The organism is Cytobacillus sp. SAFR-174 (assembly GCF_051964675.1).
In the GTDB taxonomy this organism is placed as follows: domain Bacteria; phylum Bacillota; class Bacilli; order Bacillales; family Cytobacillaceae; genus Cytobacillus.
Genome location: NZ_JBQCMZ010000004.1, coordinates 212,646 through 228,171, shown reverse-complemented (window position 1 = coordinate 228,171; position 15,526 = coordinate 212,646). Strand labels below are relative to the sequence as shown.

At 42.1% G+C, this 15,526-nt stretch carries 18 protein-coding genes; 14 read left to right on the top strand and 4 right to left on the bottom strand.

Annotation, left to right across the window (positions count from 1 at the left end; translation table 11 throughout):
- Positions 1-80: 80 nt before the first annotated feature.
- Positions 81-998, bottom strand: a complete 918-nt coding sequence (locus tag ACTHRG_RS06430; RefSeq protein ID WP_076257756.1) for a DNA-3-methyladenine glycosylase family protein — start codon at positions 996-998, stop codon at positions 81-83.
- A 119-nt stretch (positions 999-1,117) separates the two neighbouring features.
- Between ACTHRG_RS06430 and ACTHRG_RS06425 the strand changes: the two genes are divergently transcribed.
- From ACTHRG_RS06425 to ACTHRG_RS06390, 8 genes are all read left to right on the top strand, one after another.
- Positions 1,118-1,693: a bifunctional transcriptional activator/DNA repair enzyme AdaA gene (locus tag ACTHRG_RS06425; protein WP_076257755.1), complete on the top strand. Its 576-nt coding sequence runs from the start codon at positions 1,118-1,120 to the stop codon at positions 1,691-1,693.
- Positions 1,683-2,180: a methylated-DNA--[protein]-cysteine S-methyltransferase gene (locus ACTHRG_RS06420; protein WP_076257754.1), complete on the top strand. Its 498-nt coding sequence runs from the start codon at positions 1,683-1,685 to the stop codon at positions 2,178-2,180. The genes ACTHRG_RS06425 and ACTHRG_RS06420 overlap by 11 nt, the downstream gene beginning before the upstream one ends.
- Before the next feature lie 133 nt (positions 2,181-2,313).
- The gene (locus tag ACTHRG_RS06415) at positions 2,314-2,742 is read left to right on the top strand and encodes a DUF4181 domain-containing protein (protein WP_076257753.1); all 429 of its coding nucleotides are present in this window, start codon (positions 2,314-2,316) and stop codon (positions 2,740-2,742) included.
- Positions 2,743-2,834: 92 nt separating this feature from the next.
- Positions 2,835-3,320, top strand: a complete 486-nt coding sequence (locus ACTHRG_RS06410) for a nitroreductase family protein (protein WP_076257752.1) — start codon at positions 2,835-2,837, stop codon at positions 3,318-3,320.
- A gap of 107 nt (positions 3,321-3,427) precedes the next feature.
- Complete coding sequence (locus ACTHRG_RS06405; RefSeq protein ID WP_076257751.1) at positions 3,428-3,769, top strand: hypothetical protein; 342 nt, start codon at positions 3,428-3,430, stop codon at positions 3,767-3,769.
- A 15-nt stretch (positions 3,770-3,784) separates the two neighbouring features.
- The gene (locus ACTHRG_RS06400; RefSeq protein ID WP_286148207.1) at positions 3,785-4,303 is read left to right on the top strand and encodes a hypothetical protein; all 519 of its coding nucleotides are present in this window, start codon (positions 3,785-3,787) and stop codon (positions 4,301-4,303) included.
- Between the two features lie 94 nt (positions 4,304-4,397).
- A complete protein-coding gene (locus ACTHRG_RS06395; protein ID WP_440230855.1) occupies positions 4,398-5,072 on the top strand; it encodes a response regulator transcription factor in 675 nt (224 codons plus the stop codon).
- The gene (locus ACTHRG_RS06390) at positions 5,069-6,064 is read left to right on the top strand and encodes a sensor histidine kinase (protein ID WP_076257748.1); all 996 of its coding nucleotides are present in this window, start codon (positions 5,069-5,071) and stop codon (positions 6,062-6,064) included. The genes ACTHRG_RS06395 and ACTHRG_RS06390 overlap by 4 nt, the downstream gene beginning before the upstream one ends.
- A 3-nt stretch (positions 6,065-6,067) precedes the next feature.
- Here the strand turns inward: ACTHRG_RS06390 and ACTHRG_RS06385 are convergent, their stop codons facing one another.
- On the bottom strand, positions 6,068-8,023 hold the full coding sequence (locus ACTHRG_RS06385) for an ABC transporter permease (RefSeq protein ID WP_076257747.1): 1,956 nt from the start codon (positions 8,021-8,023) through the stop codon (positions 6,068-6,070).
- Positions 8,020-8,766 carry an ABC transporter ATP-binding protein gene (locus ACTHRG_RS06380; RefSeq protein ID WP_076257746.1) on the bottom strand — a complete coding sequence of 249 codons (747 nt, stop codon included), beginning with the start codon at positions 8,764-8,766 and terminating at the stop codon, positions 8,020-8,022. Before ACTHRG_RS06380 ends, ACTHRG_RS06385 begins: the two co-directional genes overlap by 4 nt.
- A 490-nt stretch (positions 8,767-9,256) precedes the next feature.
- Between ACTHRG_RS06380 and ACTHRG_RS06375 the strand changes: the two genes are divergently transcribed.
- From ACTHRG_RS06375 to ACTHRG_RS06350, 6 genes are all read left to right on the top strand, one after another.
- Positions 9,257-9,460, top strand: coding sequence for a hypothetical protein (locus ACTHRG_RS06375; protein ID WP_440230854.1), 204 nt, complete (start codon positions 9,257-9,259; stop codon positions 9,458-9,460).
- A 73-nt stretch (positions 9,461-9,533) separates the two neighbouring features.
- A complete protein-coding gene (locus tag ACTHRG_RS06370; RefSeq protein ID WP_076257745.1) occupies positions 9,534-10,223 on the top strand; it encodes a response regulator transcription factor in 690 nt (229 codons plus the stop codon).
- Between the two features lie 14 nt (positions 10,224-10,237).
- Positions 10,238-11,239 carry a sensor histidine kinase gene (locus ACTHRG_RS06365; protein ID WP_076257744.1) on the top strand — a complete coding sequence of 334 codons (1,002 nt, stop codon included), beginning with the start codon at positions 10,238-10,240 and terminating at the stop codon, positions 11,237-11,239.
- 87 nt (positions 11,240-11,326) lie between these two features.
- The gene (locus ACTHRG_RS06360; RefSeq protein WP_076257743.1) at positions 11,327-12,091 is read left to right on the top strand and encodes an ABC transporter ATP-binding protein; all 765 of its coding nucleotides are present in this window, start codon (positions 11,327-11,329) and stop codon (positions 12,089-12,091) included.
- A complete protein-coding gene (locus tag ACTHRG_RS06355) occupies positions 12,066-13,928 on the top strand; it encodes an ABC transporter permease (protein ID WP_076257742.1) in 1,863 nt (620 codons plus the stop codon). The genes ACTHRG_RS06360 and ACTHRG_RS06355 overlap by 26 nt, the downstream gene beginning before the upstream one ends.
- 429 nt (positions 13,929-14,357) lie before the next feature.
- The gene (locus tag ACTHRG_RS06350; protein ID WP_009335135.1) at positions 14,358-14,558 is read left to right on the top strand and encodes a cold-shock protein; all 201 of its coding nucleotides are present in this window, start codon (positions 14,358-14,360) and stop codon (positions 14,556-14,558) included.
- Positions 14,559-14,653: 95 nt separating this feature from the next.
- Here ACTHRG_RS06350 and ACTHRG_RS06345 read toward each other — a convergent pair whose 3' ends face one another.
- The gene (locus ACTHRG_RS06345; protein ID WP_076257741.1) at positions 14,654-15,481 is read right to left on the bottom strand and encodes a MerR family transcriptional regulator; all 828 of its coding nucleotides are present in this window, start codon (positions 15,479-15,481) and stop codon (positions 14,654-14,656) included.
- Positions 15,482-15,526: the final 45 nt, after the last annotated feature.

Genomic DNA, 15,526 nt, shown 5'->3' with positions numbered 1-15,526 from the left:
TCGGTCATTTTCAAAAGTATATCGGCCAGAAACTAATTTTATCGGTCGCTCCGGGTCACGTCAGCTTTTTGGCAAATAATTTAATATAATACTCTCCACAAATAAAAAGTAGCATATGCTTCCCAATTCTCCCAGCGAGCAGAATATGTCAGAATTTCCTCTCTTGATGGTTTTTTCTCTGAGTCTAAGATCACTTTAATCGCATTATGCAGTCCGACATCATCGATTGGAAAAGCGTTCGGGAAGCGAAGGCACCGCATGAGGACATAGTGTGCGGTCCAGGGGCCGATGCCGCGAATTCTCGTTAGTTTTCTTTCTGCAGCTTTTACATCTCCTTTGAGCAGGTCCTCTTTTGAAAGCTCGCCGTTAGCAATTAAGCATGCCACTTCAGTGAGATATTCACACTTTTTCACCGTCATTTTTAAGTCAGCCAGATCTTCGATGGTTAACCCGGCAATCGTTTCTGCTGCAGGGAAGAGCCAGTATTTACTCCCTCCGTACTCCAGCGCCTCCCCATATATTTCAACGAGCCTCCGCTTCAGTGTATACGCATATGTAAGGTTAATCTGCTGCCCGAGGATTCCCCAGGCAAAAGCCTCGAATAAATCGGGAATTCCCATGACTCTCAGTCCGAAAAATTGCTCTGCAGGCTTTTTCAGCAAGGGATCTGTTTGTGCCATCTCATAAAATGGGGTCAGACTGGCTCCGAGGTCAAACCAATCATGGATATATTCTGCAATCTCCGCTTTCATTTGATGCGTGACAGGCTTATGAATCCTGACGGTCAGGAACTGATCTGACTCACCGCTTATTTCAAGAAGCAGCTTTTCATCTCTGATAGAAATGGCGCGTCTAATTGCCTCGCCGGAAATCTCATAAAGGCATTCATTTGTTGATCGTGACAAGTATCGCAGGTTTTCGGAGAAGCTAAATTCAGACGGAGTGAAAAGCACCAGGCCATTTTCAGCATCTTTCCAGTTAACAGATGGACAGCTCATTTGGATTCCTCCTTTTCTTTATTGTAAGTCCTCAGGATTACGTTATCTTGCGTTTATATTTTGGAAATCGCTGATGATGAATCTTTTTTGTGTATACTTTTTAGCAGAGGTGAGCGCATGTGGATTATGAACAGATTCCGAAAGAATATTGGACTGCAATAAAGGATTGCGACAAATCCTATGATGATCTCTTTCTTTATGGCGTTAAAACGACAGGGATATTCTGCAGGCCATCGTGCCGGTCGAGAGTCCCGAATATCGGCAATGTCGCTATTTTTAAAAATGCGTCTCAAGCACTGGCGCAAAATTTCAGACCGTGCAAGCGCTGTAAACCGGATGGCCTCTGCCTGCCAGCAGAAGAATGGATTAAGCAAATAACCGGGTGGATCGATCAGCATTATAAAGACCCAATTACCTTACATCAATTGGGGGACTTGTTTCATGGAAGTCCCTATCATTTGCAGCGGGTGTTCAAGCGGCTCACCGGGAAGTCGCCTACAGAATATATCCAGGATATTCGGCTCGAAAAAGCCGTTCATCTGCTGAAGTCCGGGGAGCAATCCATAGCCGATGTCGGTGCATCAGCAGGATTCCCCAGCACCCCTTATTTTATCTCTTTATTTAAAAAGAAGCTGGGCACAACACCTGCCGCATATAGAAATAAAACAAGAGAGGAGCGGAAGAATGAACATTGAATGGGCGAACATGCAGGAAGGGGAATGGAGCCTGTACCTGGCGAAAACAGAAAAGGGTCTCTGCTATATTGGATCTGACCCGGAATTTAAGGATTTTGAAAGATCGCTGAAAAAATATATTCCAGCTGCAGTGCTTGTGGAAAATAAAGAAGCATTGCAGCCATACATGATGGAAATACTGGAATTTCTGCTGGGAAGAAGACAAGTTTTTTCAATGAACCTGGATGTGAAAGGCACTCCGTTCCAAGAAGGCGTCTGGGAGGCATTAGCACAGATTCCCTACGGAAAAACAGTCTCTTATTCGGACATTGCAGAGAAAATCAACAGGCCGCAGGCAGTAAGGGCAGCAGGGAAAGCAATCGGTGCCAATCCGCTGTTAATCGCGGTCCCGTGCCATCGTGTCATCGGCAAAAATGGTGCGATAACCGGCTATCGCGGGGGCATTGAAATGAAGCAGGCTCTGCTTGAATTGGAGAAACAAGGCTGAAGAGATTGCCTCTTCGGCTTTTATTTTTTCTGCAGCTGGAACATCAATAGATTAAAGGGAACTTTTTCCTTCTATACCCGTAGAAATAGACAAGAGAACACAGTGTTCGTGCAAAGGCGGAGGAGGGAAGGGTATGTATGTAATGGATCCAATGTTCGGGCCTAAGTTATTGATTTTAGCCACGATTGTCGGAGCATCTATGTATTTCTTCGAATTGGGTTTAAGAAAATGGCTGAGGGTTGAGAAAAAGAAATTTTTTTCTTATAACCATATCAATAATAAACATAAAAAGGTGGATTGGACCATTCGAATAGGGTTTTTAGTGGCTATCCTGGCCGGAGGCATTTTTAACATGACGAGGGATCCGATGGAGTGGCTATGGTTTTTAGAACCATGGTTCCTGCTCTTTGTTTTTATCGGTGTTTCAGAAAGCGCCAGGGCTTTTATGGAGTGGAAATATGCCGAAAACCGCAGGGCTTATATGGTGACCATTATTCATTTGGTCTTTGTTTTAATTTTGTTATTCACAGTTATTAAGACTGATTTTTTCTGGATGTTATAGACTTAGAATGGGATCATCGAATAATTTTCAAAGATGAAATCCAATTAATCTAGTATTATATATAGTAAATAAACAAAAAGGGGAATTACACAGTGGATATACAGAAAATCATTACAACACGACGCAACATTAAAAAGTTCAAATCTGATGAAGTGGATCATAATTTAATTAAAACCTGGCTGGAGGCTGCGACCATGGCACCCAACCATAAAATGACGGAGCCATGGGAAGTATTATTTGCTGGTCCGGAAACAAGGGCTAAGCTGAATCATAAAACCGATTTCGGCGGTGCCCCCGTTGTGCTTGCGATTCTGTCCAAACATGGAGCAACAGCTCTGGAACGAACAGAGAATATGGCTGCCGTATCCTGCTTTATCCAGAACTTTATGCTGATGGCGTGGGAATCAGGCGTGGGAACTTTCTGGTCTTCTCTTGGGACTTCTGCGAAAGCCAGACTGACGTTAAATGTCCCTGAAGATTACGATGTCGTTGGTATTTTCGGCGTAGGGTATCCTGAAGAAGTGCCGGAAGCGAAGCCGCGCACACAGATCAATAGCAAAATACGGCATTTATCATAAGTATTTTTTATAGGGCGCCTATCCACTGGAGGGCGCTTTTTTTGTTATTGTTAGAATATGGTATAATTTTGAGGTGTTAGATTAATAGAATGGCGAGAGGAGTTCATATGTTTTTCTTCCAGGCCATAGTAATCATATTTATATGGGTGGCTCCCTTTTTCTTCTTTAAAAATGCTTATAAAAAAATGGACAAAAAGGAACAGCAGGATGTGAAAATAGAGCTGAAGAACCCTTTCTTTTTACTGATTTTTGGAGGCTGCTGCATAGGTTTTCAAGTCTTTATTACCGGCAGCATTTCAGAAATCAAAATCATTCAGCATATAGGTGCAGGCTTAGGGTTCATCGGCTTTGTTTCAGGATGCATGGCGGCTTTCAGACGGAGGCTGGTTATAAAGGGTCTGGCCTTACTGATTGTTGGAATAATTAGCATAATTGTTTATATTATCTAGGCAGAGGTGATGAGTATGACAAGAGAGATTTCTTACATATTGCTAATTTTAACTATTTTACTATCAGCTTGCACTCAAACCCTTGACCTCGAGCCGTATGATGGAAAAGCATTAAGGATTGCGGTCGTTGGAGACCCGCCAAGAGTGGATGCAGACCAAGTGAAGTTTAATGAACTATCTATTGATGAGCTTACAGATGAGGAATTAAGCTCTTATGAAGCAGTTATCATAACCGAAAAAAATCTTGCTCAAGCGGCTGAAGCCAAATATGCAGATACATATGCAGAGTCATCCATTCCGTTCTTTTTTGTATCGGCAAGCAGTCATATCCCGTTTATTGGTGAAGACACAGAATATAGTGATTCATGGAAATGGAAGGCTGGCAAAAGCTATGCTGTGGGAGTTTTAGCATCCGAAGAAAATGATTCCCTTCAAACTTGGGAGTATGGGCTGTATAATGACGAATTGACCGACGAATCCATTCGTGATGTATATTTGAGAATGTTTAAGACTCTTGATGAGCTCAAGCAATAAGGTGATCATTTCAATTCAGGATTACAGTATGGAATAATAGCAGTATCTTAAAAATTTTGAACAAATTCCATTCTTCCAGCAAAGAGGGATAGTAATGTATAGAATCATGATGATCGAAGACGATGAAAAAATAAGACGGATTGTCGCTGATACGCTTAAAAAGTGGCAATATGATGTGGTAGAGGTAACTCAGTTTGATCAAGTGCTGACGGAATTTGAGCAGACAAGTCCACACCTGATTTTATTGGATATCAATCTTCCTGTTTTTGATGGATACTACTGGTGCCAGCAAATACGCTCGGTTTCAAAGGTGCCGATTATTTTCCTTTCCTCCAGAAATCAGAATATGGATATCATAATGGCAATTAATATGGGCGGGGATGATTTTATCCAGAAGCCCTTTGATTTGGATATCCTTCTTGCCAAAATAAGTGCGCTCATCCGCCGGAAGTATACCTATCAGGAAGAGGAGAATATCCGTCTGATCCATCGCGGCCTGAAATTAAATGTAACCAATTCAACGATTGAATTGAATGGGGAAAGCAATGAGCTAAGCCGGAATGAATTTATCCTTTTGCAGCTGATGATGCGGAATATCGGGAAAATTGTGTCCAGGGATGACTTAATGCAGGCGCTGTGGAATGAGGAGCAGTTTGTTGATGATAATACACTTACCGTGAATGTGAATCGGATGCGCAGGAAAATTGCCGCACTTGGACTAGAGGACTTCATTGTCACTCGGAAAGGGTTAGGGTATATAATTGAATGACTTTCCTTCGCTATCTATCCTATGAAAAGCCTTATATCGTCCTCTATCTGATCAGCTTCCTGGTTTCAGCCGCCATCTTTTTTACTGATATCCATGGCAGGCTGGCATGGGGGACATTCCTCTATGCCTTTACCTTATCTTCGATTGTCTTAATCGGGTTTTTATTATACCGGTATCAGCAAAATCTGCGTGTGATCCGGCAAATGGAAAAGGCCGATTATGACAGCCTGTCTCTGGAAGGGGAATTTGCAAAGGCCCACATCGATGAGCTGAGGCGGGAACATATCCGGGAGATGAATCGGATTCAGGACAGACAGAAGGAACATTATGATTTTATTGTCAGCTGGTTTCATGAAATCAAAACACCGATTGCGGTTCTTCGCCTGCTGCAGCAGACTGATATGGATGCAGACAGTTTAAGGGAAGAAATCGCCAAAGTTGAAAATTATGTTGATCAAGCACTCTATTACGCTAAACTGGACAGCTTTAATCAGGATTACGATATCCGGAAATGCGATATAATCAAGATTACGAAGGATATTGTAAAGTCCCACTCCATAACGTTTATTTCAAAAAACATCCGCCTGCACATACAGGCAGATAAGCTTGAAGTTCAAAGTGATCCTAAATGGCTCCATTTCATTGTCAATCAGTTTCTGACAAACAGTTTGAAATATACGGAACCTGGTGGAGAAATCACCATTTCCGTTGTGGAAACCCCGCAGGAAAAACAGCTCGTGATTCGCGATAATGGGATTGGCATCAGCGGGAAAGATCTTCCGAGAGTATTTAATCGCGGTTTTACAGGAGAAACGGGGCGGCTGCATTCGAAGTCAACCGGGATGGGTTTATATTTAGCCCAGCAGCTGTGCAACAAACTGGGACATTATATTAGCTGCACGTCGAAAGTGAATGAATACACCCAATTTATCGTTCACTTCCCGCTTGATAGCGATCCCTTTTTACTAATAAAAAAAACACACGATGAGTAAAGCTCATCGTGTGTTTTTTTCGCTGACAATTTTGTAGTAAATAGATACAGATGATGCGTAAAAGATTAAATATGTTAGCACATATAATCCCATGACGGAAAAAATAATGGTCGTTAAAGAAGGCAAATCTTTGATAACCAGGATGACGGTGTAATATAAAAGGAACCAGCTGTGCAGCAATCCCAGCAGGAGCGGAGGCAAAAATACGAACAGCAATTGCTTGCGGATAATTTTTTTCATGTCTTTGTCGTCCACACCGATTTTTCGCAGAATGGCGTAGTGTTCCCGTTCTTCTGTAGCTTCTCGCAGCTGTTTAAAATAAATGACACTCCCTAAAGCAAACAACGCAATAACAGCAAAAAAGGCAACGGAGAATAAGATTAAAGAAGATGACTCCGTATCTATGGAATACATATCAATATAGGCCGAATAATAGGCTCCTTCTGTTTTCATCACGATGTCATGGATTTCCCGTGATACATCATTGGATGTTTTTGGATCTTCAATTTGATAAATTTCAAATGAAGAAAGGGTGCGTCCTTTTCTTAGTTCCTCAAAAGCCTCGTCTGAAACAATGAGTACTGAAGGCTGGGGATCGGTTTTTCCGCCAGGCATCGTTGGGATGGTTAACAGCGGGTACCGTATTTTTTCCGCTATACGAAATGTATGGTCTTTCAAAACGGTTATTTCAGGCTGAGAACCTTTATATTTTACCGGTTCATCAATCCCCCTTGTTAATAGGATGGCCTCCTCCCCGGCAATTTCTACTTTTTCTCCAGTTCCTCTCAAATCAACAATGGCATTTAATTGGGACTCCGGGAAAAGGTGAAATTCCTCGGTGTAATATTCAGGATAGCTAAAGAATGCCTTTCTGTTTTGGATCTTTTCTGTTTGAATTCCTGTAAGGGTTTCATGAGCAAGGATGGGATGTGACTCATTCATCATTTTTTCAATATGTCTTTGAGTTTCATCATCCTGGGTCGAAAAGGCAAAATGATTCGGGTATTCTTTTTTTACCACTTCGCTTTTCATGGCATAGTCAACAGCAAGAAATCCGACTGTAAAGATGACAATCGCACTAATCAGTGAATTGAAGGTGAAATTGACTGTATTTCCTCGAATGGAAAAACGGAGAGAAGAGATCCATAACATTTTACTGCCCATAAAATAGTTTTTCTGCTGGCTCAGCTTTTGGAGCATCCATCCAGAGAACTGCCGGAAAAATAAATAGGTCCCGGCAATCAAAGCTGCCGCTACAGCTGTTAAGGTTTCATTAAAATGATTTTTCCAAATGTCCGTATCTCCTATGGTAATCATATAGTATGATCCGGAAATCAATAGAATGGACAGCAGCGCGAAGGCAAAAGAAAATCTAAATGGCTTTTCTATCTTTTCCTTTGCATGAAACAATTCCACTAACTGGACACGCCGGACAGTTACATAACTTTGAATGGTAATGATGACTATTAATAAGGCAAATAACAGAACAGTTGATCCAATCGCCTCTAATGGAAAAGCAAAAGAAATTTCCTCATTGTAGCGCATTAAGTTCATTAATACTGCACCGAAAAACTTCGATAGCAGTCCACCGATTAAAATCCCGCTGGAAACCGAAATGGCGCTCAAGAATAAGGTTTCAAAGAAGACCATTGCGGCAATTTGTCTCTCCTTCATGCCGTAAAGCAAATACATGCCGAATTCCTTTTTTCGCTGCTTCATGAAAAAAGAGTTCGCATATAAAATAAAGAAGACAATAAACAAAAAGACAATCACCGAAGCCAGGGAAATAACCATTTTGTAGTTTTCCTTATTTTGAATGGCTTCGACTACATCTTTATTAAACATGAGACCCGAGAAAGTAAAGTAAATGACAACGCCGACAAACATCGAGATGAAATAAATGGAATACAAGCGGAAGTTCCGTTTCATATTCCTCCATGATAAATCCACTAAGTTCATCGCCGGTCACTTCCTAAAGCACTTTGAATCGTCAGGATGCGATCAAAGAATTCCTTTTCCGTCTGCTCGCCTTTAAACATTTCATTGACGATTCTTCCATCACGGAGAAAAATAACCCGCTGACAGTAGCTGGCTGCATAGGGGTCATGTGTAATCATCAGAACAGTAGTCCTGAAGGTTTCATTGAGCAATTGAATTTGTTCCAGCAGCTGGGTAGCAGACCGGGAGTCGAGTGCACCCGTTGGTTCATCAGCAAATACAATGGCGGGATTTGTAATGATTGCCCTTGCGGCAGCTGTCCGCTGTTTCTGACCGCCTGATATCTCAGAAGGATATTGATGTAAAATGGATTCAATCGTTAAGGCATCAACCAATCTGGCTAACCGCTTTTCCATTTCATCAACAGGTGTTTTTTGAAGAGAAAGCGGGAGGAGGATGTTCTCCTTCACCGTTAAGGTATCCAGCAGGTTATAATCCTGAAAAATAAATCCCATTCTTTTTTGGCGGAACGACCGCAGATCCTTCTTTTTCATATGTAAAAGGGAACTTCCCTCTATCCATACATTCCCCCCGCTAAAGTCATCAATGGTGGACAGGGTGTTCATTAAGGTGGTTTTTCCGGATCCGGACGGACCCATAATGGCAGTCAATTCCCCTTGTTCAACAGTCAAATCAATATTTTTTAAGACCTGTGTTTTTCCATATGATTTTGATAGGTTTTTGGTTTGTATCATTTTGGTCATGTTTTCGACCTCCTTCACTATCACACTATACCGGCTATACTTCCCGCCAGCCATCGATGTAACAGAATGTAAAGTGACATTTTTGTCATGTTGGGGGAGAACAGTCTAACTTTTCACTATCCATGTTCAATTTGTATATGAGGGAAACTGGTCCCTAAGTGAGCATCAAGAAGGGATTGAATCCCCGCAAACTGCAAATACTATCAAAAAAAGTTCCGGAGTGGAAAATGATTTTACAAATTGCTTCAGTAGTTCTGTTTAATTTGATCATATATAAGACCATTAAAGGAATATCGGCCAATAAAATTGTCCATATCTGGGTTTTTCAATAGCCTTCCAATTATTCTTTGATATTTTTGTGGATTTCAAGTACAAAGGATACTGGTACTTTACTCAAGGAATAGACTGGGAGGCACTTCCGGCCTACACCATTTTAATCCCGCCTGTAAATTTGATGTTTATTAATTGGTATCCTTTTTCGGGCTCTTTCATGAAAAAGGTGGGCTACTTTATTATTTGGGAGATCTTCCTGCTGAGCTATGAAGCGGCAACCCTGCTGCCACATCCATTTGGTTTCTTTCATTATGGATGGTGGAATTTATGGTATTCTGCCTTTGTAAATCCGATTCTATTAATAATCCTAATGGGGTATTACAAATGGATCAGTACATTAGAAAAGAAAGCTTGCATCTAGAAGGGCTGCTGAGGCAGCTCTTTTTTTCCTATAAATCGTATGGCATAATTTTCTAAGACAAAGGAGTGAGAGGATGAAGAAAATATTCATTATTGAGGATGACCCGAAGATCGCAGAGCACCTGAAGTCACACTTAGTGAAGTATGGCTATGAAGCTGCGGCTGCGGAACAATTCGATCATGTGATGGAAGAGTTTCATAAGCATAAACCGGATCTTGTGCTCCTCGATATTAATCTGCCGAGCTTTGATGGGTATTACTGGTGCAGGCAAATCCGGAAGGAATCGATCTGTCCGGTTATTTTCATTTCGGCTCGGGTAGGGGAGATGGATCAGGTAATGGCGCTCGAGAATGGCGGCGATGATTTCATTACTAAGCCGTTTCATCCGGAAATTGTGATGGCGAAAATCCGCAGCCAGCTGCGACGGGCTTACGGGGAATATGCTACACAGGCCCAGGAGAGGGTACTTGAGGCAGAAGGATTAAAGCTGTTTCCGGAAAGAATGGAACTCGCATTTCGTGATAAAACGGTCCAGCTGTCCAAAAAAGAAGCGGACATTATCGAAAGTCTCCTGGAGCGGCACCCGCGTGTGGCCGGGCGTGAGGATCTTCTTGAAAAGCTGTGGGATGAGCTGGTTTATGTGGATGAAAATACACTGAATGTAAATATGGCGAGGGTAAGAAAAAAATTTGAGGCAATCGGGCTTTCAGGAGCGGTCGAAACCGTGAGAGGGGCAGGCTATCGTTTGATTGTTACCTGGTGAAAGGCTGGAGGGACATGAAATTATTTTTTAAAGAGCACGCGCTATTAATTGCTGTACAGATTGTTCAATTTTTTATGGTTCTGGCTATCTACTGGCTTGATGGCTACCAGCGTCTATTGCCGGCTCTCTATGGCATATTTCTCGGCCTATTCTTTCTCAAGGCTTACCTGTCCTACCACTATTTTAGCCGCCGCAAGTTTTATAAAAGGCTGACAAATGAGCTTTCTTCTCTTGACGATTCCTTTCAAACAACAGAAAACTCCCCCATTTCAAGGGCGCTTGATGAACTGCTGAAGAACCAGTATAAACATTATCAAACGAGAATAAAGGCGCTGGAATCCAGGCAGGATGAGCACCTGAAGTTCATGGATCAATGGGTCCATCAGATGAAAACACCGCTTTCTGTCATTGAACTGATTGCGCAAAACCTGGATGAACCGGATTCATCCAGCATCCGGGAAGAAACAGACCGGATGAAAACGGGGCTGAACACGATCCTTTATATGGCGAGACTCCGGACAATCGAACAGGATTTTCATATCAAACCTGTACACTTGTCGAAAATCATTCATGAAGTAAATGGCGAAAACAAACGATTTTATATCCGGAACGGAGTGTATCCGAATCTTCTGCAGGAAATAGAAAACATAATCGTGGAGACAGATGAGAAATGGCTGTTCTTTATGCTTTCTCAGCTGATCCATAATGCGGTCAAGTATTCCAGGGGAAAGAGCAGCCGAGTTGATATTTCCGTCTATGAAAAAGACGGGGAAGCTGTCTTAGAAGTGAAGGATTTTGGCGCCGGGATTCCAGAGGCGGACAAGCGCCGTGTGTTTGAACCTTTTTATACCGGTGAAAATGGGCGGAAATTCAGAGAGTCCACAGGTATGGGGCTGTACTTGACGAAGGAGGCGGCCGACTACCTTGGCCATCGGATTGAACTGGAATCCGCGCTTGGGGAAGGGTCCCTTTTCCGGCTGACTTTCGGTAAATCACAGAACCTTACAATCTTGTAAGGTAAGTGAAAGAAAAATCGATTTTTGGAATAGCTAATAGAGGATATACTGATCACAAGTCAACTGACTGTGAAAGGAGAACTTGTGATGCTAAAAGTGAAACAGGTAAGCAAGATTTATGAAGGAAAGATCGCCTATCGAGCGTTAACGGATATTAACTTAACCATTGAAGAAGGTGAGTTTGTCGGAATCATGGGTCCTTCGGGAAGCGGGAAAACGACGCTGCTGAACATGATTGCGACCATTGATGAACCGACAACAGGAGAAATTCTGATCAATGAAAGAAATCCCCATGTCTTAAAAAAAGAGGAGCTGGCTCAATTCCGGCGCCGTGAACTGGGTTTTGTCTTCCAGGACTTCAACCTGCTTCATACCTTGACGGTTGAAGAAAATATGGTCCTGCCGTTAACTTTGGATGGGAAAAAAGTGAAGGAAATGAAAGACAAGGCATACGAAATCGCTGAAAAACTGGGGATTACAGAAATTATGAAAAAGCGGACGTATGAAATATCAGGCGGACAGGCGCAAAGAGCTGCTGTGGCAAGAGCAATGATTCATACGCCTAAGCTGCTTTTGGCGGACGAGCCGACAGGAAATCTGGATTCAAAGTCTTCCAAGGATGTTATGGAGATGCTTGAATCAATCAATCAAACCGAGAAGACAACCATGATGCTTGTCACGCATGATGCGCAGGCAGCGAGCTATTGCAACCGGGTCATTTTCATCCGGGACGGAAAATTCTATTCGGAGATACACCGCGGCGATAACCGCCAGGCCTTTTTCCAAAAGATCATCGATACACTTTCGCTGCTGGGAGGGGATGCACATGACCTTTCGTCAGTTCGCGTTTAATAACGTAATACGGAACAAACGCTTATATGCGGCCTACTTCCTCAGCAGTTTATTTACGGTCATGGTCTTCTTTACCTTTTCGACTTTTGCGAATCACCCTTCCTTAAGCGGTGATGGCATGAACTCTGTTGTTACAAAGGGAATGAACGCGGCAGCAGGTATTATCTACGTATTTTCGTTCTTTTTTGTTTTATATTCGATGAGTTCTTTTCTGCAGTCCCGGAAAAAAGAATTTGGGTTATTAATGATCCAGGGCATGAGCATGAAACAGATCCGTCTTATGGTTTTTTTGGAAAATATGCTGATTGGCTTTCTGGCAACCCTAAGCGGAATTCTCCTCGGCGTTGTATTTGCAAAGGCGATTTTGCTGCTTGCGGAAAATGTGCTGATAATTGAGCAGACTCTGTCTTTTTATTTTCCAGTGAAGGCCATCCTGATCACCTTCTTTTCTTTTATTATTTTATTTTTCTTTATCTCCTTATTTGTGACGTATGTTCTGCGCAGCAAAAAGCTGATTGAATTAATTAAAGGAAATAAGATGTCAAAGGGTGAGCCAAAAGCAAATCTTTTCTTAACGGTGCTGGCGGTCCTTTTATTAGGTGCGGGGTATGCAGTCGCTCTACTCACAAAAGGTGTGATGGTAGTAGCGGTCATGGTGCCGGTGATCATCGTTGTCTGCATTGGGACCTATCTGTTATTTACGCAATTAAGCGTGTTTATCATTAGACGATTAAAGAAGAATGAGCGGGTTTTCTGGTTTAAGACGAATATGCTGCTGTTTTCAGATTTGGCCTTTCGCATGAAGGATAATGCTCGGACATTCTTCATGGTTGCGATGGTTTCAACGGTTGCCTTCAGTGCAATTGGTTCTTTATTCGGATTTCAAACCGTGCTGACTTCAAACATAAAAAATATCAATGCTACAACGTTTTCCTATAAAACATCTGAAGAAAATGAAGTGAAGAATGTTGAATTTATCAATCAGACGTTAAAGGAAGAAAAAATTGAAGCGGATTCGGAGCATACTGTTTTACGCTACTTTGAAGTTGGCGGGGATACCATTCTGATTGCGCGTCAATCCGATTTTAACCGCTTTGCATCGCTCATTGACGAAGATCCGGTTGACCTAAAAGACGGTCAAGTAATGACAGTGGAGTTTAAAGGGACCAACTTCGGGCAAACGAAGGAGCTCCTGAGTGAAACCATTACACTGACGTCCGGCACAATTTTGAAGCCAAAGGAAGTCATTCATTCGAAGGCACTGCCGGCTACAGATTCGTATTTTGTTGTATCAGATGATGACTACCGAAAGCTTCCTGAACCAGAGTTCCAGGAAAGCTATTATGCCTGGCAGGCAACAGATGGAGAGGAAAGGGTAATGGCTGCCTCTGAAAAGCTGTACAAAGAGCTGCCAAGATATGAAATTACATCGGCAGAATACGAAATATATGAAATAATGAAAGGCTACGGGCCCATTTTATTTGTCGGGCTGTTTATCGGGATTGTCTTTTTCGTCTCTGCCGGCAGCTTCCTGTATTTCCGCCTTTACATGGACCTGGATGAAGATAAACAAAAATTCAGGTCGATTTCCAAAATGGGTCTGACCGGTAGAGAGCTGAAAAAGGTCTTAAACAGACAGACGATGATTCTGTTTTTCGCGCCGATCCTTGTTGCTCTAATCCATGGAGCTGTTGCCCTGACTGCGTTATCGAACCTGTTCTACTTTAACCTGTTTAAAGAATCAGTTGCTGTTCTGAGTGTTTTCCTGGCCATCCAGATTGTTTACTTCTTCATTGTCCGCTTTTTCTATACGAAGCAGATACAGTCGGCGATTTAATATCTAGGGTCAGATTAAATCTGGCCCTTTGTTTTTTGGAGAATTTTTTGCCTCATGAGCTGATTCAGACAGAAAAGGAAGAAATACCGTCAGCAGAGTCCGAACTTGGAGTAACTTCAGACAGAGAAAGCAGGAAAGCGCGAGTTAGAGTCAGAACCTGGAGCAAGTTCAGACACAGAAAGCGGGAACCGAGGATTTTAAGTATCAACCAAAACCTGCGTCACACCAGGGGTGAATGCCGGATTCGAGTGTTCTAAATTAAATAAATTATTGTGTTCCTTGCATATAATTCTGAAAAGTGGTATGCTTATTAAGAATTATTTTTGTTCGGTGTAAAGGATAGTTTGAGTAATAACTTTACGTCTTGATGATCACTGAGAGCAAGGATAGTAACACAATGTGTGGTTTACACACAAGGAGGCAACAAAAATGGAAAACGGTAAAGTAAAATGGTTTAACAGTGAAAAAGGATTCGGATTCATCGAGCGTGAAGGTGGAGAAGACGTATTCGTTCATTTCTCAGCTATCCAAGGCGAAGGCTACAAATCTCTAGAAGAAGGTCAAGAAGTGACTTTCGACGTTGAGCAAGGCCAGCGTGGAGCTCAAGCAGCTAACGTTCGCAAAGCTTAATTTTAAACCAACTCAGAGCAGGCCCTTTATGGGCCTGTTTTTTTGTGAACTTATGAGACCCCGCTCACTGATGAGCAGGGCAAATGTTTAGTATCCTACACCCGGTCCACCTCCATCATAATTTTCGTAACATAATGCTCCTTATCATTCCGGACAACAGTATCATAAATGTACTCTTCAAATACATGCTCTCCCAAGGTTAAACCAAGCCGGTCCATCTCTGAAAACATCAGCTTATACGTATCGCCGATCGTTTTTTCGCTCCCAACATGATAGCCGATGAGGAAATCCCCTTTAACGGCCCGGAAATAGGGATGGCCTTCCTTTGGATTGGGCTGCTCGATATACAAATAGCTGTAATTGGCGTATTCCCCCTTCAGCACCTGCTCACGCTTCGTTATGGACCCGATCGGATAGCCTGAATCAATCTGCGAGATCTGCAATTCATTAATAAAATCCGAGATGACCTCTAAAAATCCTTCGTCCGATATATTTTGAATGTTTCTGCTTAAATAAAGGATTGCTTCCGGCAAACGCTGAAGTGTAATCCGGTTAAAATTAAGGTGGGAGGCTTCTTCCATTATGGCTATTTTGGCTTCAATCATTTTCTCCTTCATTTCGATTTCCTGACGCTTCTTTACAATCTCTTCTTTTTTCCTGTACATGATGGATAAAAAGCTTTCGGGCGATTTATTTTGCATGTACTGCTGTATATCGTTTAGCGACATGCCAAGATCCTTCAATAAATCAATCACAAAAAACAACTCTAATTGATGAATGGAATAATAGCGGTATCCTTTTTCATTTTTCATAACCGGGGACAAAATCCCAATCTGATCGTAATAAAAAATGGTCTGCTTGTTAACTTTGCAAAGCTTTGCGAATTCACCTGTCGTTAGATATTTGCCGTCTTTTTTACTCATTTTTTACATCACTGCCCTTGACTATATAGTTACTATATACACTAG

Excerpts from the sequence above, each read along its gene's own strand:
- ACTHRG_RS06395 (WP_440230855.1), top strand. The coding sequence starts at position 4,398 with ATGTATAGAATCATGATGATCGAAGACGATGAAAAAATAAGACGGATT.
- ACTHRG_RS06360 (WP_076257743.1), top strand. The coding sequence starts at position 11,327 with ATGCTAAAAGTGAAACAGGTAAGCAAGATTTATGAAGGAAAGATCGCC.
- ACTHRG_RS06350 (WP_009335135.1), top strand. The coding sequence starts at position 14,358 with ATGGAAAACGGTAAAGTAAAATGGTTTAACAGTGAAAAAGGATTCGGA.
- ACTHRG_RS06390 (WP_076257748.1), top strand. The coding sequence starts at position 5,069 with ATGACTTTCCTTCGCTATCTATCCTATGAAAAGCCTTATATCGTCCTC.
- ACTHRG_RS06380 (WP_076257746.1), bottom strand. The coding sequence starts at position 8,766 with ATGACCAAAATGATACAAACCAAAAACCTATCAAAATCATATGGAAAA.
- ACTHRG_RS06370 (WP_076257745.1), top strand. The coding sequence starts at position 9,534 with ATGAAGAAAATATTCATTATTGAGGATGACCCGAAGATCGCAGAGCAC.
- ACTHRG_RS06400 (WP_286148207.1), top strand. The coding sequence starts at position 3,785 with ATGACAAGAGAGATTTCTTACATATTGCTAATTTTAACTATTTTACTA.
- ACTHRG_RS06345 (WP_076257741.1), bottom strand. The coding sequence starts at position 15,481 with ATGAGTAAAAAAGACGGCAAATATCTAACGACAGGTGAATTCGCAAAG.
- ACTHRG_RS06415 (WP_076257753.1), top strand. The coding sequence starts at position 2,314 with ATGTATGTAATGGATCCAATGTTCGGGCCTAAGTTATTGATTTTAGCC.
- ACTHRG_RS06365 (WP_076257744.1), top strand. The coding sequence starts at position 10,238 with ATGAAATTATTTTTTAAAGAGCACGCGCTATTAATTGCTGTACAGATT.
- ACTHRG_RS06355 (WP_076257742.1), top strand. The coding sequence starts at position 12,066 with ATGACCTTTCGTCAGTTCGCGTTTAATAACGTAATACGGAACAAACGC.
- ACTHRG_RS06420 (WP_076257754.1), top strand. The coding sequence starts at position 1,683 with ATGAACATTGAATGGGCGAACATGCAGGAAGGGGAATGGAGCCTGTAC.
- ACTHRG_RS06375 (WP_440230854.1), top strand. The coding sequence starts at position 9,257 with ATGAAAAAGGTGGGCTACTTTATTATTTGGGAGATCTTCCTGCTGAGC.
- ACTHRG_RS06405 (WP_076257751.1), top strand. The coding sequence starts at position 3,428 with ATGTTTTTCTTCCAGGCCATAGTAATCATATTTATATGGGTGGCTCCC.
- ACTHRG_RS06430 (WP_076257756.1), bottom strand. The coding sequence starts at position 998 with ATGAGCTGTCCATCTGTTAACTGGAAAGATGCTGAAAATGGCCTGGTG.
- ACTHRG_RS06385 (WP_076257747.1), bottom strand. The coding sequence starts at position 8,023 with ATGAACTTAGTGGATTTATCATGGAGGAATATGAAACGGAACTTCCGC.